Below are 23,956 nucleotides of genomic sequence, written 5' to 3' on the forward strand. Positions count from 1 at the left end.
GCCGTCCGTGGGGCGAGGTCTCCGCCGTCAGCGGGCGTCGAGCGCGCGCAGCTGCCGCTTGAGGGCGACCTGCCGGTAGGAGGTGTCGATGAGTTCGGCGATGAGCGCCCAGTCGACGTCGTCGAGCGTGCTTCCGTCGTCGCCGTCGAGTCCCGCGTCGAACGCGAGCTTCCCCGACGGCCCGTCGTACTTCGGCGACCAGAACCGCTCGTCCTCGAGCCAGGCGCCTCGCTCCTCTTCGGCCGGGGTGAACGTGATGCTGTGTGGGATGCGCATCTCCGACCCGACGGTCACGAAGACCCGCGACCCTGCCTTGAACCGCGGGCGGCCGTGGCCGAACGTCTCGACCGCCTCCGGGTAGGCGAGGCAGATCCGCCTGACGCGTTCGACGAAGAGGTCGTCGGCGTCGTGCACGATCGGATGCTCCATGCGCCGACGCTACTCCTCACCGGCGTCCCACGACAGCGGTCATCGAATGCGGTGACCGGGGTGCGCCGCGTCGTAGGCGGCGCGGGACGCCGTGATCGCCGGCCGCTGCTCGAGCGACCAGTCGGCGAGCGTCTTGACGAGGTGGGAGAGTGCGGCGCCGGCGGAGGTGAGCGCGTAGGACACCTGCGCCGGCACGGTCGGGAAGACCGTCCGTTCGACGAGCCCGTCCCGTTCGAGTCGACGGAGGGTCAGCGTCAGCATCCGCTGGGAGATCCCGTCGATCGCGCGCTGCAGCTCGCGGAACCGCCGCTCACCCGACGCGAGTTCGACGACGACGAGCACGGACCAGGTGTCGCCGATGCGGTCGAGGACGTCGCGGATGCCGCAATCCGGATGACCCTCTTTGCCGCAGGGCTCAAGGTCGGCGGTTACCGCGGTGTGCGTGAGTGACATGCAAGTGCCTTCTTGTGGGTGTTCGGCGGGGGTCGCAGACTCGTCCGAGTCATCATCGTGAACACCGAAAGGCCCTGAAATGATCCTCGTCACCGGAACCACCGGCCAACTCGGCAGCGCCATCCTCGACGCGCTCACCGCTCGGGGCACTACGCCACTGGCGGGCAACCGCAGCGGGCGTGACGGTGCCCGGCGGATCGACTTCGACGACCCCGGCAGCGTCTCCTTCCTCGGCGTCGACACGCTCGTGCTCGTCTCGGCCGGCGAAGCCGAAGACGACGTCGTGATCGCCCGCCACGAGACGGCGATCGCCGCGGCCGAACGCGACGGGGTCCGACACGTCGTCTACACGAGCCTCGCGACGGCCGGCGACCACCTCGCCTTCGCGCTCGCACACCGGTGGACGGAGCGGCGGCTGGAACGCAGCCCGCTCTCCTGGACCATCCTGCGGAACGGCCTGTACGCGGAGCTCTTCGGTTCGTTGCTGGAGTGGTCCGGCGGATCACTCCACTCGGCCTTCGGTGACGGGGCGCTCGCCGCCGTCACCCGAGCCGACCTCGCCGAGGCCGCTGCTATCGTCGCGATGACGCCCGGCGACCACGTCGGACGCCGGTACGACCTCGTCAGCGACCCCATCACCGCCGGTCAGGTGGCCGATCGCCTGGGCGTCGGGCTCCACTCGACCTCGCTCGCCGAACGCCGGGAAGCGCTCAGGCACGCTCCGCTCAAACCGTTCCAGCCACCGATGCTGCTGTCGATCTTCAGTGCGGTCCGAAACGGGTTCCTCGCGGGAACGGGCGACGATCTCCGTGACCTCCTCGGTCGCGAACCGGCCGACACCGTGCCGGTGGCAGCGGCCTCCGTCGCGGTGCCCTCTCCGTGAGACCCGATTCTCGGGGCGGCACCGAACAGGGGGTGCCTCAGACGAGCGCCGGCTTGCGGAACGGGACCACGCGACGCCAGGTCGCCATCCGCCAGAGCCACTCGATCGGACCGTACTGGAACCGGCGCAGCCAGAGGCGGCTGAGCACCGACTGGATGGCGATGAGGACGAGCGCGCCGAGGCTGACGAGTGCGAGGTCGTCGGAGTCGCGGAAGGGCACGACCAGCGCGACGAGGGCGAGGACGACGGAGGCACCGAGGTAGTTGCTGAGTGCCATCCGCCCGAGCGGTTCGAAGACGAGGGCGAGTGCGCGACGGACCAGCGTCTGCCAGAGCAGGGCGAACCCGGTCACATACACGACGGCGAGGACGCCGCCCGCGATGCCGCCGGCGTTCGTGAAGCGGGGATCGCCCGGCTGCGTCGTCTGCCACCACAGCGCGGGGACGGCGAGCGCCACTGCGGCGGCGAACGCGATCCACACCGGGCGTCGGCCCGCGTCGAGCAGCTTGGGCAGCCCGTACGCGGCCGCGCCGGCACCGGCGAGGAGGAGACCGGGGAGCGAGGCGAGCCCACCACCGGTGAGCGCGTAGGCGGCGACCGTGAGGGCGATGCCGAGGCCGAGCGTCACCCGGCGCGGCACCCACAGGACGATCGGGAGCACGAGCAGACCGCAGATCGCATACTCGCGGAGGATCTCGCCCGGGTAGACGTAGGCGTGCGCGAAGCCGATCGCGAACAGCGCGAGGTAGCGGAGCAGCATCGGGAGGAGCGGGTGCACCCCACGTCGGCGCGCACCTTCGATGACGAACATGGCGCTCATGCCGAAGAGGAAGGCGAAGATCGGGACGAACCGGGTCTGCACGGCGAACTCGAGGACGAGGTCCATGGTGGTCGTGTGGCGCTCGTCGAAGGGGATGTCCTGACCGAGCCGGGTGATGTCGGGGACGTTGACGAAGAGGATGCCCGCGAGCGCGAAGCCGCGGAGTGCGTCGATGAGCTGCCACCGACGAGCCGGTGAAACCGTCGGGGCCGCGGATGGACTGGGCATGGTGGAGCTACCGGAAGACGTATGAGACATATCAGTAGTACACCAGCTCACCCCGGGAGGCGCATGCGACCGGAGGATGATTTCGGTCCATCCGGAGGCGGGCGTCAGGCGATCGGCGGCTTGGGGCAGTGCAGCTGCGTGCGCGGGCCGGTGGTGCGGTCGACGATGTGCTCGGACATGGCATGCCCGCAGATCGGGCACCCCGACTGGGCCGCGGGCGGCAGGGGTTCCTCGTTGTACGGACCGAGCGGCGGCGGACCGAGCACCTTCCACATCCGTCCGTTCACCCAGCCGTACAGGCCACCCGCCTCTCGGACGGACTCCCGGAACGATCGCTTCTCACTCATATTGATAAGTGTACTAATCATTTGGGTACGATGGGACCGTGACCGCCACCGAATCCTCCACCACGACGCCCGACGACCTCCTCCAGCTCGAGAACCAGGTCTGCTTCGCCCTCGCCGTCGCGTCACGAAGCGTCATCTCGCTCTACCGACCGATCCTCGAGCCTCTCGGGCTCACCCATCCGCAGTACCTCGTGATGCTCGCGCTGTGGCAGCACAGCCCGCGGTCGGTCAAGGACCTCGGCGGTGCGCTGCAGCTCGAGCCGGCCACGCTGTCGCCGCTCCTCAAGCGACTCGAGGCGGCCGGGCTCGTCCGTCGCGATCGCAGCCGGTTGGACGAGCGCGTCCTCGACGTCTCCCTCACGACCGCCGGCCGCGAGCTCCGCACACAGGCGGAGGCCATCCCGCACCGGGTCATGCAGGAACTACGGATGGACGCCGACCATCTGACACAGCTCCGCGAGATGCTCCACGCCGTCATCGGTGCGGCCACCACAGCCCCGGCCGTCACGGGGACCACCGTCGAACCGAGCTGAGCGACGCGGCGAGCCGTCGGAGCGCGTCAGGCCGAGGGCACCGGCGCAGCTTCCGCCGCGGCCTTCGGGTTCCGGATGCCGACGAACGAGACCAGGCCGCCCACGAACATGAAGACGGCCGTGGCCAGCACCACCCGCGAGAATCCGCCGACGCCGAGCGCACCACCGGCGATGATGCCGACGAGCGCGATCGTCACGAGCCCGGCCACCCGCGACACCGCGTTGTTCACGGCCGAGCCGATGCCGGCATGGGCCGGGTCGATCGACCCGAGGATGCCGGCGGTGAGCGGCGCGACCGTGATCGCGAGCCCCAGTCCCACGAGGAGGATGCCCGGGAACAACTGGAGCCAGTAGTCGAGATCCTGCTGGGCACCCATCATCAGGAGGAAGCCGACACCCGCGACGATGGGCCCGAGGGTCATGAACAGGCGCGGTCCGTGCGTCCCGGCGAGCTTCCCGAACCAGGACGACAACGCGAGCATGACGAGCGTCGGCGGCAGCGTCGCGATCCCCGCGAGGGTCGCACTGAAGCCGGCCGTCTGCTGGATGAACACGGCGATCGCGAAGAACCCGAGCGACAACGCCCCGTAGATGAAGACCGTCGCGATGTTGCCGAACCCGAAGTTGCGCACGCGGAACAACGACAGCGGCAGCATCGGATCGGGGTGCCGGCGCTCCCACCACAGGAAGGCGATGAACGAGAGGACGCCCACGATGAGCGGCACGAGGAGCATGGGGCTGTCCCAGCTGTAGCGTTCCTGCTCGATGAGGGCGAACACCGGACCGCCGAGCCCGACCGCCCCGAGCACGGCACCGACGACGTCGATGCGCGGACGCCGCTCCGGCTCCGGCACCCGGTCGGCACGCATCATGAGGAACAGCGTGACGAGGATCGGGATGATGTTGATCGCGAAGATGAGCCGCCACGAGAGGGTGTCGACGAGCACCCCGCCGAGCAGCGGACCGGTGATGCCGGCGGCCCCCGTCCACGCCGTCCAGGTGCCGATCGCCTTGCCCTGCGCGACGCCGCTGAAGGTGGAGATGATGATGGCGAGCGAGCTCGGCACGAGCAGGGCCGCCGCGCCGCCCTGCAGGAGACGGGCGATGATGAGCACCTCGGCGGACGGCGCGACCGCGCAGAGGATCGACGTCACGCCGAAGCCGATGAGCCCGATGCGGAGGATGCGGATGCGCCCGAACGCGTCGGACAGGGACCCCGCGAGGAGGATCAGCGAACCGAGGGTGATGAGGTAGGCGTCGACGACCCACTGCTGCACGATGAGGCCACCGCCGAGCTCCTTCGTCATGGCCGGCAGTGCGACGTTCACGACCGAGCCGTCGAGGAACGCCACGAACGAGGAGAGGATCGCGATCGTGAGCACGAGGCGCTGCTGGCGGGTCATGGCCTCAGCGTAGACCCGGGTTCCGACGCTCCAGCCGCCAGCGCGAGGAAGCTCGACAGTCGTCGGAACGACCCGCTCGGCCCGCCGTCCGCAGCTCCCCCTCCCAGCCCATCCTCCGCCCCGCGTTCGTAGACTGGAGACCATGGTCGACCTGTGGTGGCTCCCTTCGCTGATCGTCTTCGGCGGCGTCGGCATCATCGTCTGGCTCCTCCTCGCGTTCCTGCGCCGACGCACCCCGAAGACCCCGATCGCGTCGATCGACGACCTCCACCGACGCGCCGGCATCGCGCTCGTCCGCACCGACGACGCGGTCCGTGAGGCCGAAGACGAGGTCGGGTTTGCCGAAGCCGAGTTCGGACGCGAGGCCGCACGCGGATACGCCGCCGACGTCGCCGCGGCGCGGGCCGCACTCGGCGAGGCCTTCCGCCTGCGCCAGGCCCTCGAGGACGAGGTCGCCGACACCGAGCGGCAGCGGCGTGAGTGGAACGAACGCATCGTCCACCTCTGCGAGGACGTCGAACGCACCCTCACCGCCCGGTTGCGCGGCTTCGCCGAACGGCGTGGTGCCGAGCGCTCAGCCCCCGAGCTCCTCGGAGACCTCGAGCGACGCATCGACCGAGCGCGCGAACGACTGACCACGACCGGGCTCGCGATCGCGTCGGCCGCCGAACGGTACGCGGCGAGCGCCGTCGAGGACGCCCGGGTGCTCCGGCGCACAGCGCAGACGACGGTCGACCAGGCGGCGGAGGACGCGCGGCACGCCGCCGAGCGGATCACGGACGGGCGCCCGACGGCTGCGGCACTCCACGGCCTCGGTCGGGAGCTGCAGCAGGCGGAGGACCGGCTCGACGCCGTCGAACGTGCACTCGCGGGCATCGGTGCCGCGGAGGCCGAGCTCACCGCAGCGGCGCGGGAACTCCGGACGGTCGTCGTCGAGGCGGCGGAGCTCCGCGCGTCGGCGGAGCGACCGGAGACGGCCGACGTCATCGCCGGAGCGATCGATCGCGCGAACCGTGCCCTCCTCCTTGCCGAGTCCTCGACCTCACCGGACGGCGAACGCATCCTGCCGGATCCCGCTCGCCGCCTCGATTCGGTGCGCGCCGCCGACATCGAGCTGGACGCCGCCCTCGCGACGGCTCGGAGTGAACGACGGCGCCTCGACAACGCCCGTGAGGCCATGCGTGGGGCGATGTTCACGGCCGACAGCAACCTGCGTATCGCGGCCGACGTCATCTCGGCGCACCGTGACCGGGTGGGCGCCGACGCCAGGACCCGGCTGGCCGAGGCGAAGCGCCAACTCGCGCTGGCCGAGGCGGCTGCGGCGCACGATCCGGTCGAGGCGCTCGACGCCGCTCGCCGGGCATCGAGGATCGCCCAGGACGCGGACGCCCTCGCACGGTACGACCTCAGCTGAGGGCGGCCGCAGCCGACACTGCCGCGGCCGACAAGACCGGGTCGCCGAAGGCCGCCGCCGCCGGGCTCGTCGTCGCGCCGCAGTGTAGGTCGTTCCGTCGTCGAGCGCCCGGCGTTTACGTTTCATCTCGAACTGTGACCCTCCCTCGGTAACGTGACGAGCGTCGTCTCGAACTCCTGTGAAGACTGTCCCCGTGCACGCACCAGTGCACCCACAGACAGATTCGAGGACCACTCATGACCGAGCACACCGGACCAGGACCGAGCGAGTTGCGGGAGTCGATCGCCGCCGGCAAACGGAAGCGTCGAACCCTCCTGATCGGCGGGATCGCGGCCGTCGCCGTCGCCGCCATCGCGATCGCCGTGTCGGTCGTCGTCGGCGGACAGAACGGCGCCGCCGACGCCGCGACCGGATCCGGCGCACCCGCCGAACGGCTCAGCGTGAAGATCGCCGTCTCCGAGGACACCCAGTTCCAGGACGCCGTGAAGGAGGTCGCCGCCGAGAAGGGGCTCGACGTCGAGTGGGTCAACGTGAAGGACTGGGTACTCCCGAACACCGAGCTCGTCGCCGGCACCGTCGACGCGAACGCGTTCCAGCACATCCTCTACCTCTCAGCGTTCAACGCCGAGAACGACGCCGACCTCACGCCGGTGTTCTCAACCGTCATCACGCAGTGGGGCATCTTCTCGAAGACGCTCGGCGACGTGCAGGACCTTGCCGACGGTGCCCGCATCGCGATCCCCGACGACCCGTCCAACGGTGGGCGTGCGCTGAACATCCTCGCTGCGGCCGGCCTCATCGAGATCGCCGCTGACGCCGGCAACTTCCCGACCGTCGAGGACGTCACCGCGAACGAGCGGAACCTCCAGTTCGTGCCGCTGCCGGCGACGAGCATCCCGCAGCAGTTCGACGACCCGTCGCTCGCCGCCGTCGTCGTCGGCACCTCGTACTTCGACCCGAGCCAGAACATCACCAAGGACGACGCGCTCTTCCTCGACGACTCGCTCTCCGAGAAGAACCTGCCCTACGTCAACGTCGTCGCCACCCGCGAGGACGACAAGGACAACCCGGCCTGGAAGATCCTCGAGGAGACCTACGCCGACCCGCGCGTCGCCGAGGCCCTCGACGACGAGTTCGCCGGGAACTCGATCCTCGTCCAGGTGCCGGTGAAGGAGCTCCGCGACAAGCTCGCCGAGCTCCAGACCGAAGCCGGATAGGACGACCACGCAGTGGCCGCCCGGGGTCTCCCGGGCGGCCCTCCCGCGAGAGGAGCAGCTATGAGTACCGCGATCACCTTCGAGGACGTCAGCAAGACGTTCGAGGTGCAGGGCCGCGCCTTCGAGGCGCTTCGGAACGTCGACCTGACGGTCGAGCGAGGTGAGATCTTCGGCATCGTCGGCTACTCCGGCGCCGGCAAGTCGACGCTCCTGCGCACCGTCAACGCGCTCGAGCGCCCGACGACCGGGCGGGTGATCGTCGAAGGACTCGAGATCTCGGCGCTCACGGGATCGGCGCTCTACACGGCACGCCAACGGATCGGCATGATCTTCCAGCAGTTCAACCTCCTGGAGTCACGCACCGTCTACAAGAACATCGCGTACCCGCTCAAGCTCGCGAAGGTGCCGGACGCCGAGATCCTCGACCGCGTGGAGGAACTCCTGGCGTTCGTGGGATTGAGCGACAAAGCGCTCGCCTACCCCTCGCAGCTCTCGGGTGGGCAGAAGCAGCGCGTCGGCATCGCACGTGCCCTCGCCACGCGCCCGGAGATCCTCATCTCCGACGAGGCGACGAGCGCTCTCGACCCGCAGACGACCGGCGAGGTCCTCGAGCTGCTCCGACGGGTGAACGCCGAGTACGGGGTGACGATCCTGCTGGTGACGCACGAGATCGACGTCATCCGCGAGCTCGCCGACCGGGTGGCGGTCATGGAGGACGGCGAGGTGGTCGAACAGGGCAGCGTCTACGAAGTGTTCTCCGCACCGCGCACGGCGACCGCGCGCCGGTTCGTCTCCTCCGTCCTGCACCACATCCCCTCCGAGGAGGTGCTCACGAAGATCCGGGCCGTGCACCACGGTCGGCTCGTGCAGCTGCACGTCGAGGATCGCGACACCAACCACCCGTTCCTCTCGCGGGTCGCCCGCGACAACGACATCGACTTCAACGTCGTGTTCGGTGGGGTCGACGAACTCCAGGGTCGACTGTTCGGCAGTCTCACGGTCGAACTCCTCGGCCCGGACGACCGCGTCGACGCCGCCATCGACGGGCTCCGTGCCACGGCGACCGTCACCGCCATCGACCCGGGGCCGACGCCGCACCACGCGGTCCCTGACGCCAACATCACGGCCCCGGACGCCCTCGCCTCGGTCCCAGACGCCCTCACCTCGGTCCCTGACGCCCACACCCCGGTCCCTGAGCCTGTCGAAGGGCCACGCACCGAGGACCCCACCATCCTGAAGGAGCACACCCATGCGTGACTTCGACCCGGAGGCGTTCTTCCCCCGTCTCCTCAAGGCCATCGGCGAGACGGGGCTGATGGTCTCCGTCGCCTTCGCCGTCGCGACCGTCATCGGGATCCTGCTGGGCCTGCTGCTCTACGCGAGCCGTCCCGGCAACCTCCTGCAGAACCGCCTCGTGTTCGGTGTCCTGAACTTCATCATCAACGTGATCCGGCCGGTGCCGTTCCTCATCGTCGCCATCGCGCTCATCCCGCTCACGCGGCTCGTGTTCGGCACCGGCCTCGGCCCGCTGCCCGCGACGATCCCGCTCATCCTCGTCGCGAGCGTCGCGATCGGGCGCGTCTCCGAGTCGAACCTCGTCGCCGTCTCGCCGGGCGCCATCGAGGCCGGAGCCGCCATGGGGGCGAGCCCCGCGCGGGTGCTCTTCACGATCGTCGTCCCCGAGGCGCTCGGGCCGCTCATCCTCGGACTCACGTACATCCTCGTCGCCCTCGTCGACGCCACCGCCGTGGCCGGCGTGCTCGGTGGCGGTGGGCTCGGCGACCTCGCCATGACCTACGGCTACCAGCGGTTCGATTGGATCGTCGTCGGCCTCGTCGTCATCACCCTGGTCGTCCTCGTGCAGCTCGCGCAACTGCTCGGCAACGTCCTCGCGAAGCGGGTGCTGCACCGATGAACGACACCGACTTCGACGCGTTCCTCGCCGGACTCCGCGGCGGCGCCGTGGCGCGCGAGACCGACCGACGCCTCCTGTTCGACGAGGTCACCGAGCTCCGGCGGCTCGGCTTCGCCGCCGCCCGGGTCCCGCGGGAGTCCGGTGGCGCGGGGCTCACCCTTGAGCAGCTCTTCGCCCGGCTCATCGCCCTGTCCGCCGCGGACTCGAGCCTCGGGCACGTCTGGCGCGGGCACATCCTGTTCGTCGAGTCCCTGCTCGCCTCGCCAGACGCCGCCTACCGCGAACTCTGGTTCGCCCGACTGCGCGACGGCGACCTCGTCGGGAACGCGCAGTCCGAGCGCCACGCGACGGCCCACCTCGAGACCGTCCTCGACCGCGACGGCGACGGCCTGACGATCACGGGCACCAAGTACTACACGACCGGCAGCATCTACGCCGACTGGATCCACCTGTCCGCCCTCGACGGCGCAGACCGGGTCGGCGCGACCGTCTCGGCACACGACCCCGGAACCCGCTCGGTGGACGACTGGGACGGCTTCGGCCAACCGCTGACCGGGAGCGGCACGACGACGTTCGACCGGGTGCCGGTGGACCCTCGGGACCTCGTCGTCCACCGCGGCGATGCGACGGCATGGCACCGCACCGGCGCCCTGCAGCAGCTCATCCTGCTCGGCGTGGTCGCCGGGATCGCGCAGCGCGCGCTCGAGGACACCGTCGACTACGTGCGCGCCAGGCGGCGCACGGTCGGGCACGCTGGCGAGCACCTTCCCAGCCGGGATCCGCTCGTGCAGGCGATCGTCGGTCAGCTGAGCAGCGTCGTCCACACCGCCCGCGCACTGGTCCTCGCCGCCGCCAGGACCCTCGGCGAGCCGGACAGCGGTCCGGATGCCGCCCGCGAGACGCTGTTGGAGGTCTTCCGCGTCCAGCAGATCGTCCTGCCGCTCGTCCTCGACGCGCTCAGCCGACTCTTCGAGGTCGGCGGGGCCTCCGCCGTCGGTCGGGCGTCGGCGCTCGATCGGCACTGGCGGAACGTCCGCACGATCGCCTCGCACAACCCGGCCGTCCAACGAGCGGCGGCCCTCGGGCAGTTCGAACTCCTCGGAACCCTGCCCGAGTGGGAGGCCCCCGGCGCCCGGTCGGACGCGGAACCGACGACGACGGCCCCGGTGCCGGCTTCGGCGGCGGTCACGGTGGACGGAGAGGCGTCATGAGCGCGACGACCGTCGACCGGGATCTGGTGTCGCGCTTCGCTCCGCTCTTCGACGAACTCGGGCGTGACGCCGTCGAGCGGGAGCGCGAGCGCCGCCTGCCGTATGCCGAGGTCGAAGCGCTTCGCGCGGCCGGCTTCACCCGGGTGACCCTGCCGCATGAACACGGCGGCGAGGGTGCAACGCACGGCGAGTTCTTCGAACTGCTCGCGGAACTGGCCAGACGCGACCCGAACCTCGCGCAGCTGTTCCGCTCCCACTTCTCCTACATCGACCGCACCCTCCATGCGCCGTCGTCCGACGACCGGGAGGCACGCCTCGCCCGCCTCTCCGACGGAGCCATCGTCGGCAACGCGAGCCACGAGCGTTCGACCGCCAAGGTCGGGTCGCTCGCCACGCGGCTCACCCGGACGCCGGAGGGACTGCGGCTGAACGGGACGAAGTTCTACAGCACGGGCACGCTGTTCGCCGACCTCGTCGGGGTCGCGGCCGAAGAGGACGGCGAGTTCGTCTCGGTGCTCGTGGACACGGGCGCCCCGGGCGTCGATCGGATCGACGACTGGACCGGATTCGGTCAACGCCTGACGGGCAGCGGCACGACGGTGTTCACCGATGTCGCAGTCGATCCGTCGACCGTGGTGAGACGCGAACCGGACCGGCCGTCACACGGTGGCGCGTTCGTGCAGCTGGTCCTCCTCGCCGCGGTCACCGGCATCGGGCGAGCGATCGTCGATGACGCCGCCGCGTTCGTCCGGGCGCGAACGAGGACGTACAGCCACGGCGCTGCCGCCACCGCACAGGGCGATCCGATCGTGCAGGAGGTCGTCGGCGAGCTGTCGGCGAAGTCCTTCGCGGCCGACGCGGCGCTGGTTGCGGCGACGACCGCGCTCGAGCGTTCGTCGAGGGCGATCCTCGATGGAGACCCGGAACGGATCCCGGTGCAGCTCGCTGCCGTCGAGCTCGCCACGGCCCGGGCACAGCTCGTGATCCTGCCCGCGGTGCTCGACGCGGCGACCGCCCTGTTCGACGTGGGTGGCGCCAGCGCCGTCGAGACACACCTGGCGCTCGATCGGCACTGGCGGAACGCGCGCACGATCGCCTCGCACAACCCGGCCCGATTCAAGGCGCGGGCGATCGGCGACCACCTCGTCAACGGCACGCCGATCGTCTCCTGGTGGAGCACCGGCGAGGCCTGACGCCAGGTGGTCCCTGAGCCTGTCGAAGGGTGGCCCTTCGACAGGCTCAGGGAGCGGGTTGCGGCCCGGGACCGGGGCGGACTACTTCAGCCCGGAGAACGCCAGCCCGTCGATGACCCGGCGCTGCAGCACGATGAACAGGATCAGTACCGGCGCCATGGCGAGGATCGACGCCGCCATCATCACCGGGTAGTCCGTGGTCTTGTCGCTCGAGAGCGTCGCGAGCCCGGCGGCGAGCGGCATGGAGTTCGCGTACGTCGAGACCACGAGCGGCCAGAGGAGTTCGTTCCACGACCACAGCACCGTTGTGATGGCGAGCACGCTGATGCTCGGCTTCGCGAGCGGGAGCATGATCTTCCAGAAGATCTGGAACGGTCCGGCCCCGTCGATCCGGGCGGCCTCCTCGAGTTCCGTCGGGAGGTTCAGGAACGCCGTCCGCATGAGGAAGGTGCCGAACGCGCTGAACAGGCCCGGTGCCACGATGCCGAGGGTGGTGTTCAACCAGCCGAAGCCCTGCACGATCTGGTACTGCGAGATGAGGTACGCCTGCGACGGCACCATGAGGATCGAGAGCGTCACGGCGAGCAGGATCGTGCGCCCCCGGAACCGCATGCGGGCGAACGCGTACCCCGCCATGGTGCAGAGGACGATCTGCGCGATCGTCCTGATGACCGTGATGAGGATCGAGGTACGGAGCTGGTCGAGGAACGGGAGCCGTTCGAACACGGCGGCGTAGTTCTGCCACTGCAGTTCCGCCGGCCAGAACGTGGGGACCACGCTCTGCACCTCCGCGTTCGTCGACAGCGACATGATGATCTGCCAGATGAACGGGAACGCCATGATGAGCCCGCCGACACCGAGGACGATGTGGGCGACGACGTGGGACCCGCGCCGTTGGCCGGGGCGACCGGCGTCGCGGCGGCGGGCGGAGGCGGCGGTCGGGCGGCCGGATCCCGGGACGGTGACGGCGCGGGTGGTGAGCGGCGCCGTCGCGGTGAGTTGCTCAGTCATGGTTCACCCATCGTTTCTGGAGCCGGAACTGCAGGAGCGTGACCAGTCCGATGATCAGGAAGATCACGATCGCGATGGCCGAGGCGTAGCCCTTGTCGTTCTGGACGAAGCCCTGGTCGTAGAAGAAGTAGACGAGCGACATGCTCTTCGAGAGCACCGGGTTCGTGCTGCCGAGGATCGCGTACAGCAGGTCGAAGAGCTGGAAGCTCGAGATGACCGTGATGATCGTGACGAAGAAGATGCTCGGGGTGAGCAACGGCACCGTGATGGAGCGGAACTGGCGCCACCGGGTCGCCCCGTCGAGCTCGGCCGCCTCGTACAGTTCGGGCGCGATGTTCTTGAGACCGGAGGCCAGGATGATCATCGAGAAGCCGAGCGAGGACCACAGACCGACGATGGCCACGGCGAACATCGCGGTCCCCGGCGTGCTGATCCAGTACGGACCGTCGATGCCCACGAGCGACAGCGTGTAGTTGAGGATGCCGAAGTCGCCGTTGAAGATGATGCGCCACACGATCGCGACGGCGGTCGGCATCGCCACGTACGGCAGGAAGAAGAGCACCCGGTAGAAGCTCGCGAAGCGGAGGCCCGGGAGGTTCAGCAGACTGGCGAGGTACACGGCGATCGGGATGCCGAGGAGGACGACGGCCGTGTAGATCAGGGTGTTGCCGAGCGAGGCGTAGAGCCGCGGGTCGGCGAACAGTCGCACGTAGTTCTCGACACCGGTGAAGGTGGTCCCGCCGAAGACGCCCCACTCGGTGAACGAGTAGTAGGCGGTCTGGATCATCGGCCAGATGAAGAAGACGCCGATGCCGGTGAGGAGCGGGAGGACGAACGCCCACGGCCAGGCGCCGTCGCCGCGGGCGGCACCCCGCCGGGCCGCTCTCGATGAGGAGAGCGGCGCCGACGGGGTGCGCGTCACGGTCTGACCGGTCACTTCTTGGCCAGGGCGGCGTTCATCTGCTCGGCGATGTCCTTCGCCACGTCGGAGACGGGCTTGTCGCCGCTGAATGCGTCGGGCAGGAGCTCGACCTCGAGCGCGTTCCAGGCCGCGGTGTTCTCCGAGACCGGCAGCGGCTTGGCGTAGTCGAGGGCGTCGAGGAAGACCTGCAGGTTCATCGTGGGGTAGGAGTCGACGAAGGACTGCTGGGTACCGGTGAACGCGGGGATGACAGCACCGAGGTCGCCCTGCTGCTGCTGCGCCTCCTCGCTCGCCAGGAAGACCTGCAGCGCCTGGGCGGCCTGCTTGTTCTTGCTGGCGGACGCCACGACGTTGGAGACGCCGTGGATGACCGTCGCCTGCTCCTTGCCGATCGGCAGCGGGAAGGCCTGCGTGGTGGCGGCGACGTCGGACTCACCGACGAGGGGCCGCAGCCAGCTGCCGCCCCAGTACATGGCGACCTTGCCGGAGGTGAACCACTGGTCGGCCGGGGTGTCCGTCAGCTGCTGCATGTTGGGCGAGGAACCGTTCGCGATGAGGTCCGTCCAGAACTGGAGTCCGGCCTGTGCCTCGGGGCTGTCGTACTCGGACTCGGTCTGGTCGGCGTTGATGACCTCCCCGCCCGCCTGCAGGATGGTGTTGTAGTACGTGGTCTGGCCGTCCATACCGCCGGCGGCCCCGTAGACGCCCTGGTCCTTCAGGTTCGTCGAGATCGTCTGTGCTGCGGTGTCGAAGTCGTCCCAGGTCCAGTCGTCAGCGGGCAGGGGCACGCCGGCCTGCTCGAACAGGGCCGTGTTGACCCAGACGCCCACGGTGTCGAAGTCCTTCGGCACGCCGTACTGCGTGTCCTCGAGCGAATACAGCTCGTTCAGGGCCTCAGGGTAGTTCTTCGGGTCGATGTCCCCCGCCTTCACGGCGCCGGTGATCGGTTCGATCTTGCCGTTGGCCGCGTAGACCTGGAAGTTCGGGCCGTTCAACCAGAAGAGGTCGGGGAGCGTGTCGCTCGAGGCCTGCGTCTGGAGCTTCGACCAGTAGGACGCCCACGGCGTGACGTTCACGTTGACGGTGATGTCGGGGTAGACCTCGTTGAACGCCTCGATGTTGGCGTCGATCGCCGCGACCTGGGCCTGATCCCACACGCCGTAGGTGATCTCGGCCTTGAGGTCTTTCGGGGCTGCGGCGTACTCGCCGCCAGTGGCGCCGCCACCGCCGGTGCTGCATCCCGCGGTGAGGGCTGCGGCGGCCAGCAGGCCGATGCCGCTGAAGACCGCTCGGCGACGGGCGCGGCCACCGGGTGATGAGGTGCGGTTCGTGAAGAACGAAGGCATGACGGGAGTCCTTTCGAGGTGCGCTACCGGGTGGCGGCGTCGAGGGAGTGCGGTGCAGTGCTGGAAGGCGTCGCGGTGCTGGTGGTGAGGGAGGAGAAGTACTCGACGAGCGTCGGGTCGAGGGGAGGCACGTCGAGCGGGATCGAACCGTTCCGGAGCGAGTGCGCGGCGAGCGCACCGGCGGCGACCGCCTGCCGTGCGGCGATCGGCGACAGCGTGGTCGGGGTCCCGTCGGCCACGAAGGCGAGGAACTCGTTCATCGTGTCGACGTCGGCGTCGGCATGCCCTTCCTCGACGCCCGCGATCGGGTACTCGGCGTCGCCCTCGGTGCTCCAGGTGCGTCGGCGGTTCCAGACCTTGACCGTCCCACCGGCGGTGTCGCCGATGTTCTCGAGCCGGCCGTGGGTGCCGATGACCGTGTAGTTCCGCCAGTAGTCGGGGGTGAAGTGGCACTGCTCGTAGCTGGCGGTGATCCCACCCTCGAGCGTCATGAGCATCATCGAGACGTCCTCGACGTCGACCACCGGGTTGAGTCCGCGCTGTGCCTCGGGCGGCCAGTTGTCGTAGGAGAACCAGTCGGCCATGGTCTGGCCGCTGCGGTCCTCGCGGTCCTCGACCTCGCCGTACACCGCGAGGTCGCCCATCGCGACGACGCGCCGGGTGTAGGCCCCCGCGAGGAAGTGGACCACGTCGATGTCGTGGCTCGCCTTCTGCAGGAGGAGGGTGTTCACGCGCGAGCGGTCGGCGTGCCAGTCCTTGAAGTAGTAGTCGCCGCCGTTGCCGACGAAGTGGCGCACCCAGACGGACTTGACCGCGCCGATCTCGCCACGCTCGATGATCTCGTGCATGAGCCGGACGACGGCCGCGTGCCGGAAGTTGTGGCCCACGTAGAGCGGCGTCCGCGACTCGTAGGCGGCCTGGAGCACGGCATCGGCGTCGTCCAGCGTGATCGCGAGCGGCTTCTCGAGGTACACGGCGATACCGGCGCGCAGCAGGTCGACCGCGATCTCCTTGTGGGTCCAGTCCGGCGTCGTGACGATCGCGGCGTCGACACCGCCCTGCGCGATGAGCGCCTGGTGGGAGTCGAAGACGTCGAGGTCGTCGCCGAACATCTGCCGCGCGCGGCTGCGACCGATCTCGGTGGTGTCGACCGCTGCGACGATTGCCGCCGGCGTCGGGCTCGCGGCCACGTGCTCCGCGATGTACGCGCGCTGACCGGTGCCGATGACGGCGACCCGGAGCCCGGTGGGGGTGGTGGCTGGTGCGTTGCTCACTCGATCACATCCGCTTCCTTGCGTGAAGTTGATTCATATGATGCCAAAACGATCATGAAATGACAATAGGCGATCACAGCGATCACGCAAGGGGCTCGGCGGATGGGGTGCGGAGGTTTTACCGCGCCGAAACATGTGGAGCGGGGTCGCACTTCGACAGGCTCAGTGACCAGGAGGGGATCGCTCGGTGACCAGGAGGGGATGGCTCGGTGGCCGGAAGGAGGCTCAGCGACCGGAGGGAACCGGGAAACTGCGGGACCCGGGAACGGGCGGACCGGCTGCGGTCAGTCGGCGATGATGAGTTCGACGCCGGCCACGGCAAGGGCCTCGGCCAGGGCGGGATCCACCGCCGCATCGGTGACGAGCACGTCGATGCGGTCGAGCGGGCAGATGCGGGCGAAGGTCGCCTTGGTCATCTTCGTGCTGTCGGCGACCACGATGACCCGCTTCGCCACCTTCACGAACTCCTGGCTCACAGCGGCCTCACCCTCGTGCAGGGTGGTGGCGCCGAACTGCGCGCTCAGCCCGTCGACGCCGAGGATCGCCACGTCCAGGGCGATCTCCGCGAGCGCACCGGCGACGAGCGAGCCCACGAGTTCGTACGACTGCCGACGGGCGACACCACCGGTGACGACGATCTTCACGTGCGACCGCACGGAGAGCTCGTAGGCGATGTTCAGCGCGTTCGTGACGATCGTGACGGACGCGTCGCCGTCGGAACGGACGAGGTGCTCGCTCCGACCGATCACCCGCGCGACCTCGCTGGTCGTGGTGCCACCGTTCAGTCCAACGGCGTCACCCACGTTGATGAGGGTGGCCGCCGCCTTCGCGATGGCCCGCTTCGCGTCGGCCTGCCGCGCGATCTTGTACTGCAGCGGCAGCTCGTAGCCGGTGCCGAGCGCGGCGGCGCCGCCGTGGGTCCTGGTGACGAGACGCTGCTCGGCGAGTGCGGTGAGGTCGCGTCTCGCGGTCGCGGCGGAGATGCCGAGCGCTTCACCGATCTCGGCGATCGTCACGTTGCCGCGTTCGCTCACGAGCTCGAGCAGGGCGTTGAGTCGCTGTTGCTGCGTCATCTGTCCTGCATTCCGGATCGAGTCGGGCGTACTGTGACCATCATATGGGCGCTCGGCGAGCGCCTGTGTGATCGATTCTGATGATTTGCTCTGGTATCGATCAGATTCGATCCGGTATGGTTGCTCCCAACGCATCGCCCCGTCGCGATCGCGTCCCTCCACGCGAAAGGCACTTCATGCCCGACACCTTCGTCGCCGCCGAGCTGGCGTCGCAGCCCGCATCCTGGCGCACCGCAGCCGCCCTCGTCCCGGAGTTCTCCGCCGTGCTGCCGCAGCCGGGCGAGCGCGTCGCGGTCGTCGGCTGCGGCACCAGCTGGTTCATCGCGATGAGCTACGCCGTGCTCCGCGAGCAGGCCGGGTTCGGCATCACCGATGCGTTCGCCGGTTCCGAGTTCCCCGGTGTGCGCGACTACGACCGCATCGTCGCCATCTCGCGCTCCGGCACGACGACGGAGATCGTACAGCTGCTCGAGGCCGTGGGCGAGTCGGTGACCACCGTCGTCATCACGGCGGTCGACGACTCCCCGGCGACGATCCCGGCAGCCCACGTGGTTGCGCTCCCCTTCGCCGACGAACGCTCGGTCGTGCAGACCCGCTTCGCCACGACGACGCTCGCGCTCCTCCGCGGCTCGCTCGGTCACGACGTCGAGGCCCTCGCCGTCGAGGCCGAACAGGCCCTGACGATCCCGATCGACGACTACCTCTCGGCCGACCAGGTGTCGTTCATCGGGCTCGGGCACGCGGTCGGCCTCACTTTCGAGGCCGCGCTCAAGACGCGGGAGGCGGCCCAGTTCTGGGCGGAGTCCTACCCGGCGATGGACTACCGCCACGGCCCCATCGCCATCGCACAGCCCGGCCGACTCGTCTGGTCGCTCGGCCCCACCCCCGCCGGCCTGCCCGACGACGTCGCGGCCACCGGCGCGACGTTCGTCCAGCACGACCTCGACCCCATCGCAGGGCTCGTGGTCGCCCAGCGGTTCGCGATCGCCCTGGCGGAGGCCCGCGGTCTCGACGCGGACCACCCCCGTTCGCTCACGCGCTCCGTCATCCTGACGCCGTGACCGCCGGAGCGGCCCTCGGGGTCGATGTCGGCGGGACGGGCGTCAAAGCTGCACTGACGGCGGCCGACGGCACGGTCCTCGGGCGCTGGCGCGAAGCGACCCCGGTCGACGACCCGTCCGGCAGCCGGACGAGGGACGTCGTCCTCCGCCTCGTCGAGACCGCGCACGCCGTCTCGCCACCGGTCGCGGTCGGCGTGGTCGTCCCCGGCGTGGTCGACGAGGAACAGGGCGTCTGTATCCACGCCGTCAACCTGGGCTGGCGCGACCTCGCCTTCCCGGAGCTGCTCCGCCCGTCGCTCGACGTCCCGCTCGCATTCGGTCAGGACGTCCGCGCCGGCGCCCTCGCCGAGGCGGTGTCCGGGGCCGCGGCAGGGATCGACGGCACCATCGCGTTCGTCCCCGTCGGCACCGGCCTGGCCTCGGCGCTCGTCATCGGGGGCCTCCCCTTCGCTGGCGGCGGCTGGGCGGGCGAGATCGGGCAGCGGGTGATCCAGGACGGACCGCACCGCGGACTCCGCGTCGAGGAACTCGCGTCGGCCGGCGGCATCGCGCGGCGTGCGGGTGCCCGTGACGCCAAGACCGTCGCCGATGCGGCCGCTCGTGGTGAGTCTCCGGCCGTCGCGATCTGGAACGACGCCGTCGAGGCGCTCGCGGAGGCGCTGGCGGGCATCACCGTCGTCGCCGCGCCCGCCGCCATCGTCGTCGGCGGCGGACTCGCCCTCGCCGGCCCAGCCCTCTTCGAACCACTCGAACGCGCCCTGCGGGACCGCCTCGCGATCGTGCGTGTGCCCGCCATCCTGCCCGCCCGTCATGGCGACGAGGCGGCGACGGTCGGCGCCGGGATCCTCGCCCGACGCCTGGTGTCGGCACGATGACGACGCTGAGCCGCGACGGCGGTCAGGTCGTCATCGTGACGCCGAACCCCGCCGTGGACATCACGTACGAGGTCGCACAGCAGGAGATCGGCGTGACGCAGCGCGTGCACTCCGTCGTCCGCCGCGCCGGAGGGAAGGGCGTCAACGTCGCTCGGGTCCTCGCCGCGCTGGGCGTCCCGACCGTGCAGGTGCTGCCCCTCGGTGGCCCGTCCGGCTCATGGCTCCGGACCGCCCTCGAGGCGGACGGCCTTCCGACCCGTGTCGTCGAACTCGCCGGTGAGACGCGTTCGACGGTCGCGGTGGTCGACGGCCACCATCACCCCACGCTGTTCGCGGAAGCCGGGCCGGTGGTGACGCCCGAGGAGTGGACCGCAGTGACGACCGAACTCGCGCACGCGGTCCAGGGCGCGAGCATGCTCGTCCTCTCGGGCTCCCTGCCGCCGAACACCCCCGACACCGTCGTCGAGTCGATCGTGCGGGTGGGTCTGGATGCGGGAGTCCCCGTCGTCGTCGACGTCAGCGGACCGGCGTTGCTCGCCGCGGCGAGAGCGGGGGCGACGATCCTCAAGCCCAACCTCGAGGAGTCTCTCGACGCGACCGGTACGTCCACGCTCACCGACGCGCGCGCGGCCCTCCTCGCGCTCGGCGCCGGCACCGTGGTCATCTCGCGCGGCGCCGACGGCCTCACCGCCGGCGACGCGACGGCCGAGCACGAGGTGCCGGCCGTCCCCGGCGTGAGCGGCAATCCGACGGGGGCCGGCGATGCCGCGACCGCCGGACTCGTCGCAGCCCTCCGCGCCGGAGACACCCTCCCCGAGGCACTCCGGACCGCCGCGGCCGCCGGAGCAGCGGCCGTGCTGGAGCCCGTCGCCGGCTCGATCGACCTCGACGCGTTCCGCAGCTTCCTCGCCCCACCCGCCCGCTCCACCACCGGACCGTCCACGGTGCCGACACCGTCGTCCACCACACCGTCCGAAGCCGCCTCAGACCACTCGGGAGTGACCCCATGACCACCGCCATCGACTTCACCACCCTCCTCGGCCACGCATCGACGTCGAACGCGGGGATCGCGGCGTGCAACGTCGTGCTGCTCGAGCACGCCGAGGCCATCGTCGCCGGAGCCGAGGAAGCGGGGCTCCCGGTCATCCTGCAGATCAGCGAGAACTGTGTGCGGTACCACGGCTCCCTCGCCCCCATCACCCTCGCCTCGCTGGCGATCGCGCGGGCGGCGACCGTGCCGGTCCTCGTCCACCTCGACCACGTCGAGTCGGCGGAGCTCATCCGCGAGGGCGTCGAGCTCGGCGTCGACAGCGTCATGTTCGACGCCTCGACCCTCCCCTACGAGGACAACGTGCGGGCCACCAAGGAGATGGTCGACTTCTGCCACGAGCGGGGCGTCGCCGTCGAGGCCGAGCTGGGAGAGGTCGGCGGGAAGGACGGCGTCCACGCCCCCGGTGCCCGCACGGTGCCGGCCGAGGCGACCGCGTTCGTGGCCGCGACCGGCGTCGACGCCCTCGCGGTGGCCGTCGGGACGTCGCACGCCATGACCAGCCGGGAGGCGGCCGTCGACCACGACCTCATCCGCCGACTCCGCGAGTCGGTCGCCGTGCCGCTCGTCCTGCACGGATCCTCCGGCCTCCCCGACGACGAGCTCCGTGCCGCCGTGCGGTCCGGGATGACGAAGATCAACCTGTCCACGCACCTGAACGGCTTGTTCACGCGGGCCGTCCGAGGCGTCCTCGACGAGCGGCCGGATCTGGTCGACCCGCGCACATACGTCCGGGCCGGACGCCAGGCGGTGGCCGACGAGACTGCTCGGATCCTGCGGCTCCTCGCGTCCGACTGAGGCTCCCAGCCAACGCACAGTAGACCACCCTGCTGAGGTGTTAATATATCTGCTGTTGGAGTTCTTCCAACAGCCCGCCGGTAACCGATCGACCCCCCGCGATCACCCTCCGGCCTCCCGAGCTCGATACCCTTTCGAGCGCGCGGGAGATAGGGTCACCCCTTCCCCTAGGTTCGGTGACCCGAAGCTTCGCGACACCGTCGGTCGCCTGTCGATGCCCGAGTCCGGGCTCGGGCATCGACACCGGCACCGGTCCGGAATCCGCGCTCGCAGCTCTTTCACAGCTTCGAGACGTAATGTTCTTCCCTGAGTGCCGATGTCACAACCGGCTTCCGTGTGCAGAGTCCACACCTCCACGGATCCGCCGATGCTCCCGACATCTACACCACCTGCCGCTTCCCAGAAGGGCGAACAACGATCCACCGGACGGCCCCAGCCGACCAGCACGGCCGCATGACGGCCCAGCTGCACTCCGGACGGTCTCGTCGCTTCATCCATGCGACCAGCCGCGATCGTCGTCGCATTCCCCTTCTGGATCCGGCTCATCCATCATCCGCAACATCAGAAACGAGATCCACCATGTCCATCACCCAGACTCGGACCCCCGCGTCCTCCAACCGCTCCTCGAGTACCGGCGTCCACGGCCGCGGTCACTCGACCGACAAGCTCACCTACCGCTTCGGCCTCCGCACGCCCGAGACCGGCTCCGCGTCGCGCACCTCGAGCAGCGCCTCGAACCGTCGCGGCTGAGCCGCCGCACCGCTTCACCCGACGCCCCCGCACGGTGAGACCGCGCGGGGGCTTCGTCGTGTCCCCGGCAGCGCAGCCGACACCGGCATGAGTCCGGACGATCGGACGGGTCCTGACGCGTCACCAGGTGGGAGAATCCCCACATGGATCCGGTCGCCCTCATCTCGTGGATCGTCGTGTTCGTCGTCGTCACCGTCACGGTGTCGGGTCTGTCCGGCCGAGCCGGCGTCTCCGCCCCGGTCGCCTTGGTGCTCGTCGGCGGTGTCGCGTCGTTCATCCCCGCTGTCCCGACCGTCGAGATCGAACCGGACCTCATCCTCTACGGCCTGCTGCCACCGCTCCTGTTCGCCTCCGCGATCCGCATCTCCTTCATCGACATCCGCGCCCGCAACGACGGCATCATCCTGCTCTCCGTCGGCGCCGTCGCCTTCACCGTCGTCTCGGTGGGCTTCGCGAGCTGGCTGCTGATCCCCTCGATCACCCTGGCCGCCGCCTTCGCGTTCGCGGCGGTCATCGCCCCGACCGACGCCGTCGCCGTGAGCGCGATCGCCGGCCGTCTCGGACTCCCCCGACGGGTGCTCACCATCCTCGAGGGTGAGAGCCTGCTGAACGACGCCACGGCGCTCGTCGCGCTCAACGCCTCGATCCTGGCGATCACGAGCGTCGTCAATCCGGTGATGATCGCCGGTGAGTTCGTCATCGAGGTCGTCGCCGGTGTCGGCGTCGGGCTCGCGGTCGGCTGGGTCCTCTCGCAGGTCCGCCGACGCCTGCGCGCGCCAGTGCTCGACACCTGTCTGTCGCTGATCACCCCGTTCCTCGCGTTCCTCCTGGCCCAGTCGATCCACGGTTCCGGCGTGCTGGCCGTCGTCTCGGCGGGCCTGCTGCTCGGCTACCGGGCGCCCATCGTGCAGTCGGCCGAAGCGCGCATCGCCGAGTCGCTCAACTGGCGCACCATCCAGTTCCTGCTCGAGAACGCCGTATTCCTCTTCATCGGCCTCAACCTGGCGGGGATCCTCGAGGGCGCGATCCAGACCGGGCCGGGGCTCTGGCCGACCGTGTTCATCAGTGTCGGGGTGCTCGCGGCACTCATCGTCTCCCGCTTCGTGTGGGAGATGGCGGTCACGGCGATCTACCGCCTCGGGCCGAGACGGCTCCGGGAGCGGAGCTGGTCGTGGGGCAACGGGATCGCCGTCTCCGCTGCCGGGGTGCGTGGCGTCGTCACCCTCGCCGCCGTGTTCCTGCTGCCGGAGGACACCCCGTCCCGGGAGTTCCTGCAGTTCCTGGCGTTCGTCGTGGTCGTCGGCACCCTCCTCTCGGGACTCGCTCTACCGGCGATCATCCGGGCGCTCCACCTGCCGCCACCGAACCACAGCCAGGAGCGTGTCGAGCAGCTGATGCTCATGGCGGAGGTCCAGACGGCCGGTCTGTCGCGCCTCGACGAGCTGACCACGGAGGACGACGAGGAACAGGTCCTCACCCGGCTGCGGACCAACGCGAGCTTCGTGGCCAACGCGCTCGAGCAGTACACCGGAGAGGGCTCGGAGCTCCGCACCGTCGCATTCGCACGCCTCCGACGACAGATGATCGCCGCCGAGCGGGAGGCGCTGCTCGCCGCGCGCGCGGAGGGCCGCTACCAGGAGCCGGCCGTCGCCGCGGTCCTGGCGGCCATCGACGCCGAGGAGGCGACCCTCAAGGCGATGACGCCGAAACCACCGCGATCGTAGCGGTCGACGCGATCGGACGCCGAGGGTC

General features: G+C 69.9%; 24 protein-coding genes. 14 read left to right on the forward strand and 10 right to left on the reverse strand.

The genetic code is table 11. The features are described from left to right. Positions 1 to 27 precede the first annotated feature (27 nt). On the reverse strand, positions 28 to 429 hold the full coding sequence (locus QRN27_RS14960) for an MmcQ/YjbR family DNA-binding protein (RefSeq protein ID WP_285042912.1): 402 nt from the start codon (positions 427 to 429) through the stop codon (positions 28 to 30). 39 nt (positions 430 to 468) lie between these two features. Then, a complete protein-coding gene (locus QRN27_RS14965; RefSeq protein ID WP_285042913.1) occupies positions 469 to 882 on the reverse strand; it encodes a winged helix-turn-helix transcriptional regulator in 414 nt (137 codons plus the stop codon). A gap of 79 nt (positions 883 to 961) precedes the next feature. Here QRN27_RS14965 and QRN27_RS14970 point away from each other — a divergent pair, with 79 nt between their 5' ends. Beyond that, positions 962 to 1,765 carry an NAD(P)H-binding protein gene (locus QRN27_RS14970; protein WP_285042914.1) on the forward strand — a complete coding sequence of 268 codons (804 nt, stop codon included), beginning with the start codon at positions 962 to 964 and terminating at the stop codon, positions 1,763 to 1,765. 37 nt (positions 1,766 to 1,802) lie between these two features. Here the strand turns inward: QRN27_RS14970 and QRN27_RS14975 are convergent, their stop codons facing one another. After that, on the reverse strand, positions 1,803 to 2,813 hold the full coding sequence (locus QRN27_RS14975; protein ID WP_285042915.1) for a DUF418 domain-containing protein: 1,011 nt from the start codon (positions 2,811 to 2,813) through the stop codon (positions 1,803 to 1,805). A 104-nt stretch (positions 2,814 to 2,917) separates the two neighbouring features. Beyond that, entirely contained in the window at positions 2,918 to 3,160 is a 243-nt protein-coding gene (locus QRN27_RS14980) for a hypothetical protein (protein WP_285042916.1), read from the reverse strand. A gap of 38 nt (positions 3,161 to 3,198) precedes the next feature. Between QRN27_RS14980 and QRN27_RS14985 the strand changes: the two genes are divergently transcribed. Next, positions 3,199 to 3,693, forward strand: a complete 495-nt coding sequence (locus tag QRN27_RS14985; RefSeq protein WP_285042917.1) for a MarR family winged helix-turn-helix transcriptional regulator — start codon at positions 3,199 to 3,201, stop codon at positions 3,691 to 3,693. A 26-nt stretch (positions 3,694 to 3,719) separates the two neighbouring features. On the opposite strand, the gene QRN27_RS14990 is transcribed toward QRN27_RS14985, so the two are convergent. Next, positions 3,720 to 5,096 carry an MFS transporter gene (locus QRN27_RS14990; RefSeq protein ID WP_285042918.1) on the reverse strand — a complete coding sequence of 459 codons (1,377 nt, stop codon included), beginning with the start codon at positions 5,094 to 5,096 and terminating at the stop codon, positions 3,720 to 3,722. Positions 5,097 to 5,238: 142 nt separating this feature from the next. Here QRN27_RS14990 and QRN27_RS14995 point away from each other — a divergent pair, with 142 nt between their 5' ends. The 6 genes from QRN27_RS14995 (at position 5,239) to QRN27_RS15020 (ending at position 12,046) form a co-directional block, all read left to right on the forward strand. Beyond that, positions 5,239 to 6,510, forward strand: coding sequence for a coiled-coil domain-containing protein (locus QRN27_RS14995; protein ID WP_285042919.1), 1,272 nt, complete (start codon positions 5,239 to 5,241; stop codon positions 6,508 to 6,510). A gap of 236 nt (positions 6,511 to 6,746) precedes the next feature. Continuing rightward, positions 6,747 to 7,727: a MetQ/NlpA family ABC transporter substrate-binding protein gene (locus QRN27_RS15000; RefSeq protein WP_285042920.1), complete on the forward strand. Its 981-nt coding sequence runs from the start codon at positions 6,747 to 6,749 to the stop codon at positions 7,725 to 7,727. 60 nt (positions 7,728 to 7,787) lie between these two features. After that, entirely contained in the window at positions 7,788 to 8,984 is a 1,197-nt protein-coding gene (locus QRN27_RS15005) for a methionine ABC transporter ATP-binding protein (RefSeq protein WP_285042921.1), read from the forward strand. Beyond that, positions 8,977 to 9,642 (forward strand): methionine ABC transporter permease, encoded by a 666-nt coding sequence (locus tag QRN27_RS15010; RefSeq protein WP_056011000.1) that lies wholly within the window; start codon positions 8,977 to 8,979, stop codon positions 9,640 to 9,642. Before QRN27_RS15005 ends, QRN27_RS15010 begins: the two co-directional genes overlap by 8 nt. Next, complete coding sequence (locus QRN27_RS15015; RefSeq protein ID WP_285042922.1) at positions 9,639 to 10,853, forward strand: acyl-CoA dehydrogenase family protein; 1,215 nt, start codon at positions 9,639 to 9,641, stop codon at positions 10,851 to 10,853. Before QRN27_RS15010 ends, QRN27_RS15015 begins: the two co-directional genes overlap by 4 nt. Next, the gene (locus tag QRN27_RS15020; protein WP_285042923.1) at positions 10,850 to 12,046 is read left to right on the forward strand and encodes an acyl-CoA dehydrogenase family protein; all 1,197 of its coding nucleotides are present in this window, start codon (positions 10,850 to 10,852) and stop codon (positions 12,044 to 12,046) included. Before QRN27_RS15015 ends, QRN27_RS15020 begins: the two co-directional genes overlap by 4 nt. A gap of 81 nt (positions 12,047 to 12,127) precedes the next feature. Here the strand turns inward: QRN27_RS15020 and QRN27_RS15025 are convergent, their stop codons facing one another. From QRN27_RS15025 to QRN27_RS15045, 5 genes are all read right to left on the reverse strand, one after another. Next, positions 12,128 to 13,057 carry a carbohydrate ABC transporter permease gene (locus QRN27_RS15025; protein WP_194671264.1) on the reverse strand — a complete coding sequence of 310 codons (930 nt, stop codon included), beginning with the start codon at positions 13,055 to 13,057 and terminating at the stop codon, positions 12,128 to 12,130. After that, on the reverse strand, positions 13,050 to 13,979 hold the full coding sequence (locus tag QRN27_RS15030; RefSeq protein ID WP_285042924.1) for a carbohydrate ABC transporter permease: 930 nt from the start codon (positions 13,977 to 13,979) through the stop codon (positions 13,050 to 13,052). Before QRN27_RS15030 ends, QRN27_RS15025 begins: the two co-directional genes overlap by 8 nt. Positions 13,980 to 13,990: 11 nt before the next feature. Then, on the reverse strand, positions 13,991 to 15,325 hold the full coding sequence (locus tag QRN27_RS15035; RefSeq protein ID WP_285042925.1) for an ABC transporter substrate-binding protein: 1,335 nt from the start codon (positions 15,323 to 15,325) through the stop codon (positions 13,991 to 13,993). A gap of 23 nt (positions 15,326 to 15,348) precedes the next feature. Continuing rightward, the gene (locus QRN27_RS15040) at positions 15,349 to 16,599 is read right to left on the reverse strand and encodes a Gfo/Idh/MocA family protein (protein WP_285042926.1); all 1,251 of its coding nucleotides are present in this window, start codon (positions 16,597 to 16,599) and stop codon (positions 15,349 to 15,351) included. 284 nt (positions 16,600 to 16,883) lie between these two features. After that, a complete protein-coding gene (locus tag QRN27_RS15045) occupies positions 16,884 to 17,672 on the reverse strand; it encodes a DeoR/GlpR family DNA-binding transcription regulator (protein ID WP_285042927.1) in 789 nt (262 codons plus the stop codon). 176 nt (positions 17,673 to 17,848) lie between these two features. On the opposite strand from QRN27_RS15045, the gene QRN27_RS15050 reads away from it, so the two are divergent. The 6 genes from QRN27_RS15050 (at position 17,849) to QRN27_RS15075 (ending at position 23,928) form a co-directional block, all read left to right on the forward strand. Beyond that, a complete protein-coding gene (locus tag QRN27_RS15050) occupies positions 17,849 to 18,733 on the forward strand; it encodes an SIS domain-containing protein (RefSeq protein WP_285042928.1) in 885 nt (294 codons plus the stop codon). Then, positions 18,730 to 19,608, forward strand: coding sequence for an ROK family protein (locus tag QRN27_RS15055; RefSeq protein WP_285042929.1), 879 nt, complete (start codon positions 18,730 to 18,732; stop codon positions 19,606 to 19,608). Before QRN27_RS15050 ends, QRN27_RS15055 begins: the two co-directional genes overlap by 4 nt. Next, complete coding sequence (locus tag QRN27_RS15060; RefSeq protein ID WP_285042930.1) at positions 19,605 to 20,618, forward strand: 1-phosphofructokinase family hexose kinase; 1,014 nt, start codon at positions 19,605 to 19,607, stop codon at positions 20,616 to 20,618. The genes QRN27_RS15055 and QRN27_RS15060 overlap by 4 nt, the downstream gene beginning before the upstream one ends. Continuing rightward, entirely contained in the window at positions 20,615 to 21,454 is an 840-nt protein-coding gene (locus QRN27_RS15065) for a class II fructose-bisphosphate aldolase (RefSeq protein WP_285042931.1), read from the forward strand. The genes QRN27_RS15060 and QRN27_RS15065 overlap by 4 nt, the downstream gene beginning before the upstream one ends. Before the next feature lie 579 nt (positions 21,455 to 22,033). Then, positions 22,034 to 22,204 (forward strand): hypothetical protein, encoded by a 171-nt coding sequence (locus tag QRN27_RS15070; protein WP_285042932.1) that lies wholly within the window; start codon positions 22,034 to 22,036, stop codon positions 22,202 to 22,204. Positions 22,205 to 22,347: 143 nt separating this feature from the next. Beyond that, positions 22,348 to 23,928: a Na+/H+ antiporter gene (locus QRN27_RS15075; RefSeq protein ID WP_285042933.1), complete on the forward strand. Its 1,581-nt coding sequence runs from the start codon at positions 22,348 to 22,350 to the stop codon at positions 23,926 to 23,928. Positions 23,929 to 23,956 lie beyond the last annotated feature (28 nt).

The sequence above is a fragment of the Plantibacter sp. LMC-P-059a genome (genome assembly GCF_030209505.1).
Lineage (GTDB): Bacteria > Actinomycetota > Actinomycetes > Actinomycetales > Microbacteriaceae > Plantibacter.

Coding starts and splice junctions, on each gene's coding strand:
- QRN27_RS15060 (WP_285042930.1), top strand. CDS start 19,605: ATGACGACGCTGAGCCGCGACGGCGGTCAGGTCGTCATCGTGACGCCG.
- QRN27_RS15005 (WP_285042921.1), top strand. CDS start 7,788: ATGAGTACCGCGATCACCTTCGAGGACGTCAGCAAGACGTTCGAGGTG.
- QRN27_RS15065 (WP_285042931.1), top strand. CDS start 20,615: ATGACCACCGCCATCGACTTCACCACCCTCCTCGGCCACGCATCGACG.
- QRN27_RS15000 (WP_285042920.1), top strand. CDS start 6,747: ATGACCGAGCACACCGGACCAGGACCGAGCGAGTTGCGGGAGTCGATC.
- QRN27_RS14975 (WP_285042915.1), bottom strand. CDS start 2,813: ATGCCCAGTCCATCCGCGGCCCCGACGGTTTCACCGGCTCGTCGGTGG.
- QRN27_RS15075 (WP_285042933.1), top strand. CDS start 22,348: ATGGATCCGGTCGCCCTCATCTCGTGGATCGTCGTGTTCGTCGTCGTC.
- QRN27_RS15050 (WP_285042928.1), top strand. CDS start 17,849: ATGCCCGACACCTTCGTCGCCGCCGAGCTGGCGTCGCAGCCCGCATCC.
- QRN27_RS14960 (WP_285042912.1), bottom strand. CDS start 429: ATGGAGCATCCGATCGTGCACGACGCCGACGACCTCTTCGTCGAACGC.
- QRN27_RS15045 (WP_285042927.1), bottom strand. CDS start 17,672: ATGACGCAGCAACAGCGACTCAACGCCCTGCTCGAGCTCGTGAGCGAA.
- QRN27_RS15010 (WP_056011000.1), top strand. CDS start 8,977: ATGCGTGACTTCGACCCGGAGGCGTTCTTCCCCCGTCTCCTCAAGGCC.
- QRN27_RS15015 (WP_285042922.1), top strand. CDS start 9,639: ATGAACGACACCGACTTCGACGCGTTCCTCGCCGGACTCCGCGGCGGC.
- QRN27_RS14995 (WP_285042919.1), top strand. CDS start 5,239: ATGGTCGACCTGTGGTGGCTCCCTTCGCTGATCGTCTTCGGCGGCGTC.
- QRN27_RS14965 (WP_285042913.1), bottom strand. CDS start 882: ATGTCACTCACGCACACCGCGGTAACCGCCGACCTTGAGCCCTGCGGC.
- QRN27_RS14970 (WP_285042914.1), top strand. CDS start 962: ATGATCCTCGTCACCGGAACCACCGGCCAACTCGGCAGCGCCATCCTC.
- QRN27_RS15035 (WP_285042925.1), bottom strand. CDS start 15,325: ATGCCTTCGTTCTTCACGAACCGCACCTCATCACCCGGTGGCCGCGCC.
- QRN27_RS14980 (WP_285042916.1), bottom strand. CDS start 3,160: ATGAGTGAGAAGCGATCGTTCCGGGAGTCCGTCCGAGAGGCGGGTGGC.
- QRN27_RS14990 (WP_285042918.1), bottom strand. CDS start 5,096: ATGACCCGCCAGCAGCGCCTCGTGCTCACGATCGCGATCCTCTCCTCG.
- QRN27_RS15020 (WP_285042923.1), top strand. CDS start 10,850: ATGAGCGCGACGACCGTCGACCGGGATCTGGTGTCGCGCTTCGCTCCG.
- QRN27_RS15070 (WP_285042932.1), top strand. CDS start 22,034: ATGTCCATCACCCAGACTCGGACCCCCGCGTCCTCCAACCGCTCCTCG.
- QRN27_RS15025 (WP_194671264.1), bottom strand. CDS start 13,057: ATGACTGAGCAACTCACCGCGACGGCGCCGCTCACCACCCGCGCCGTC.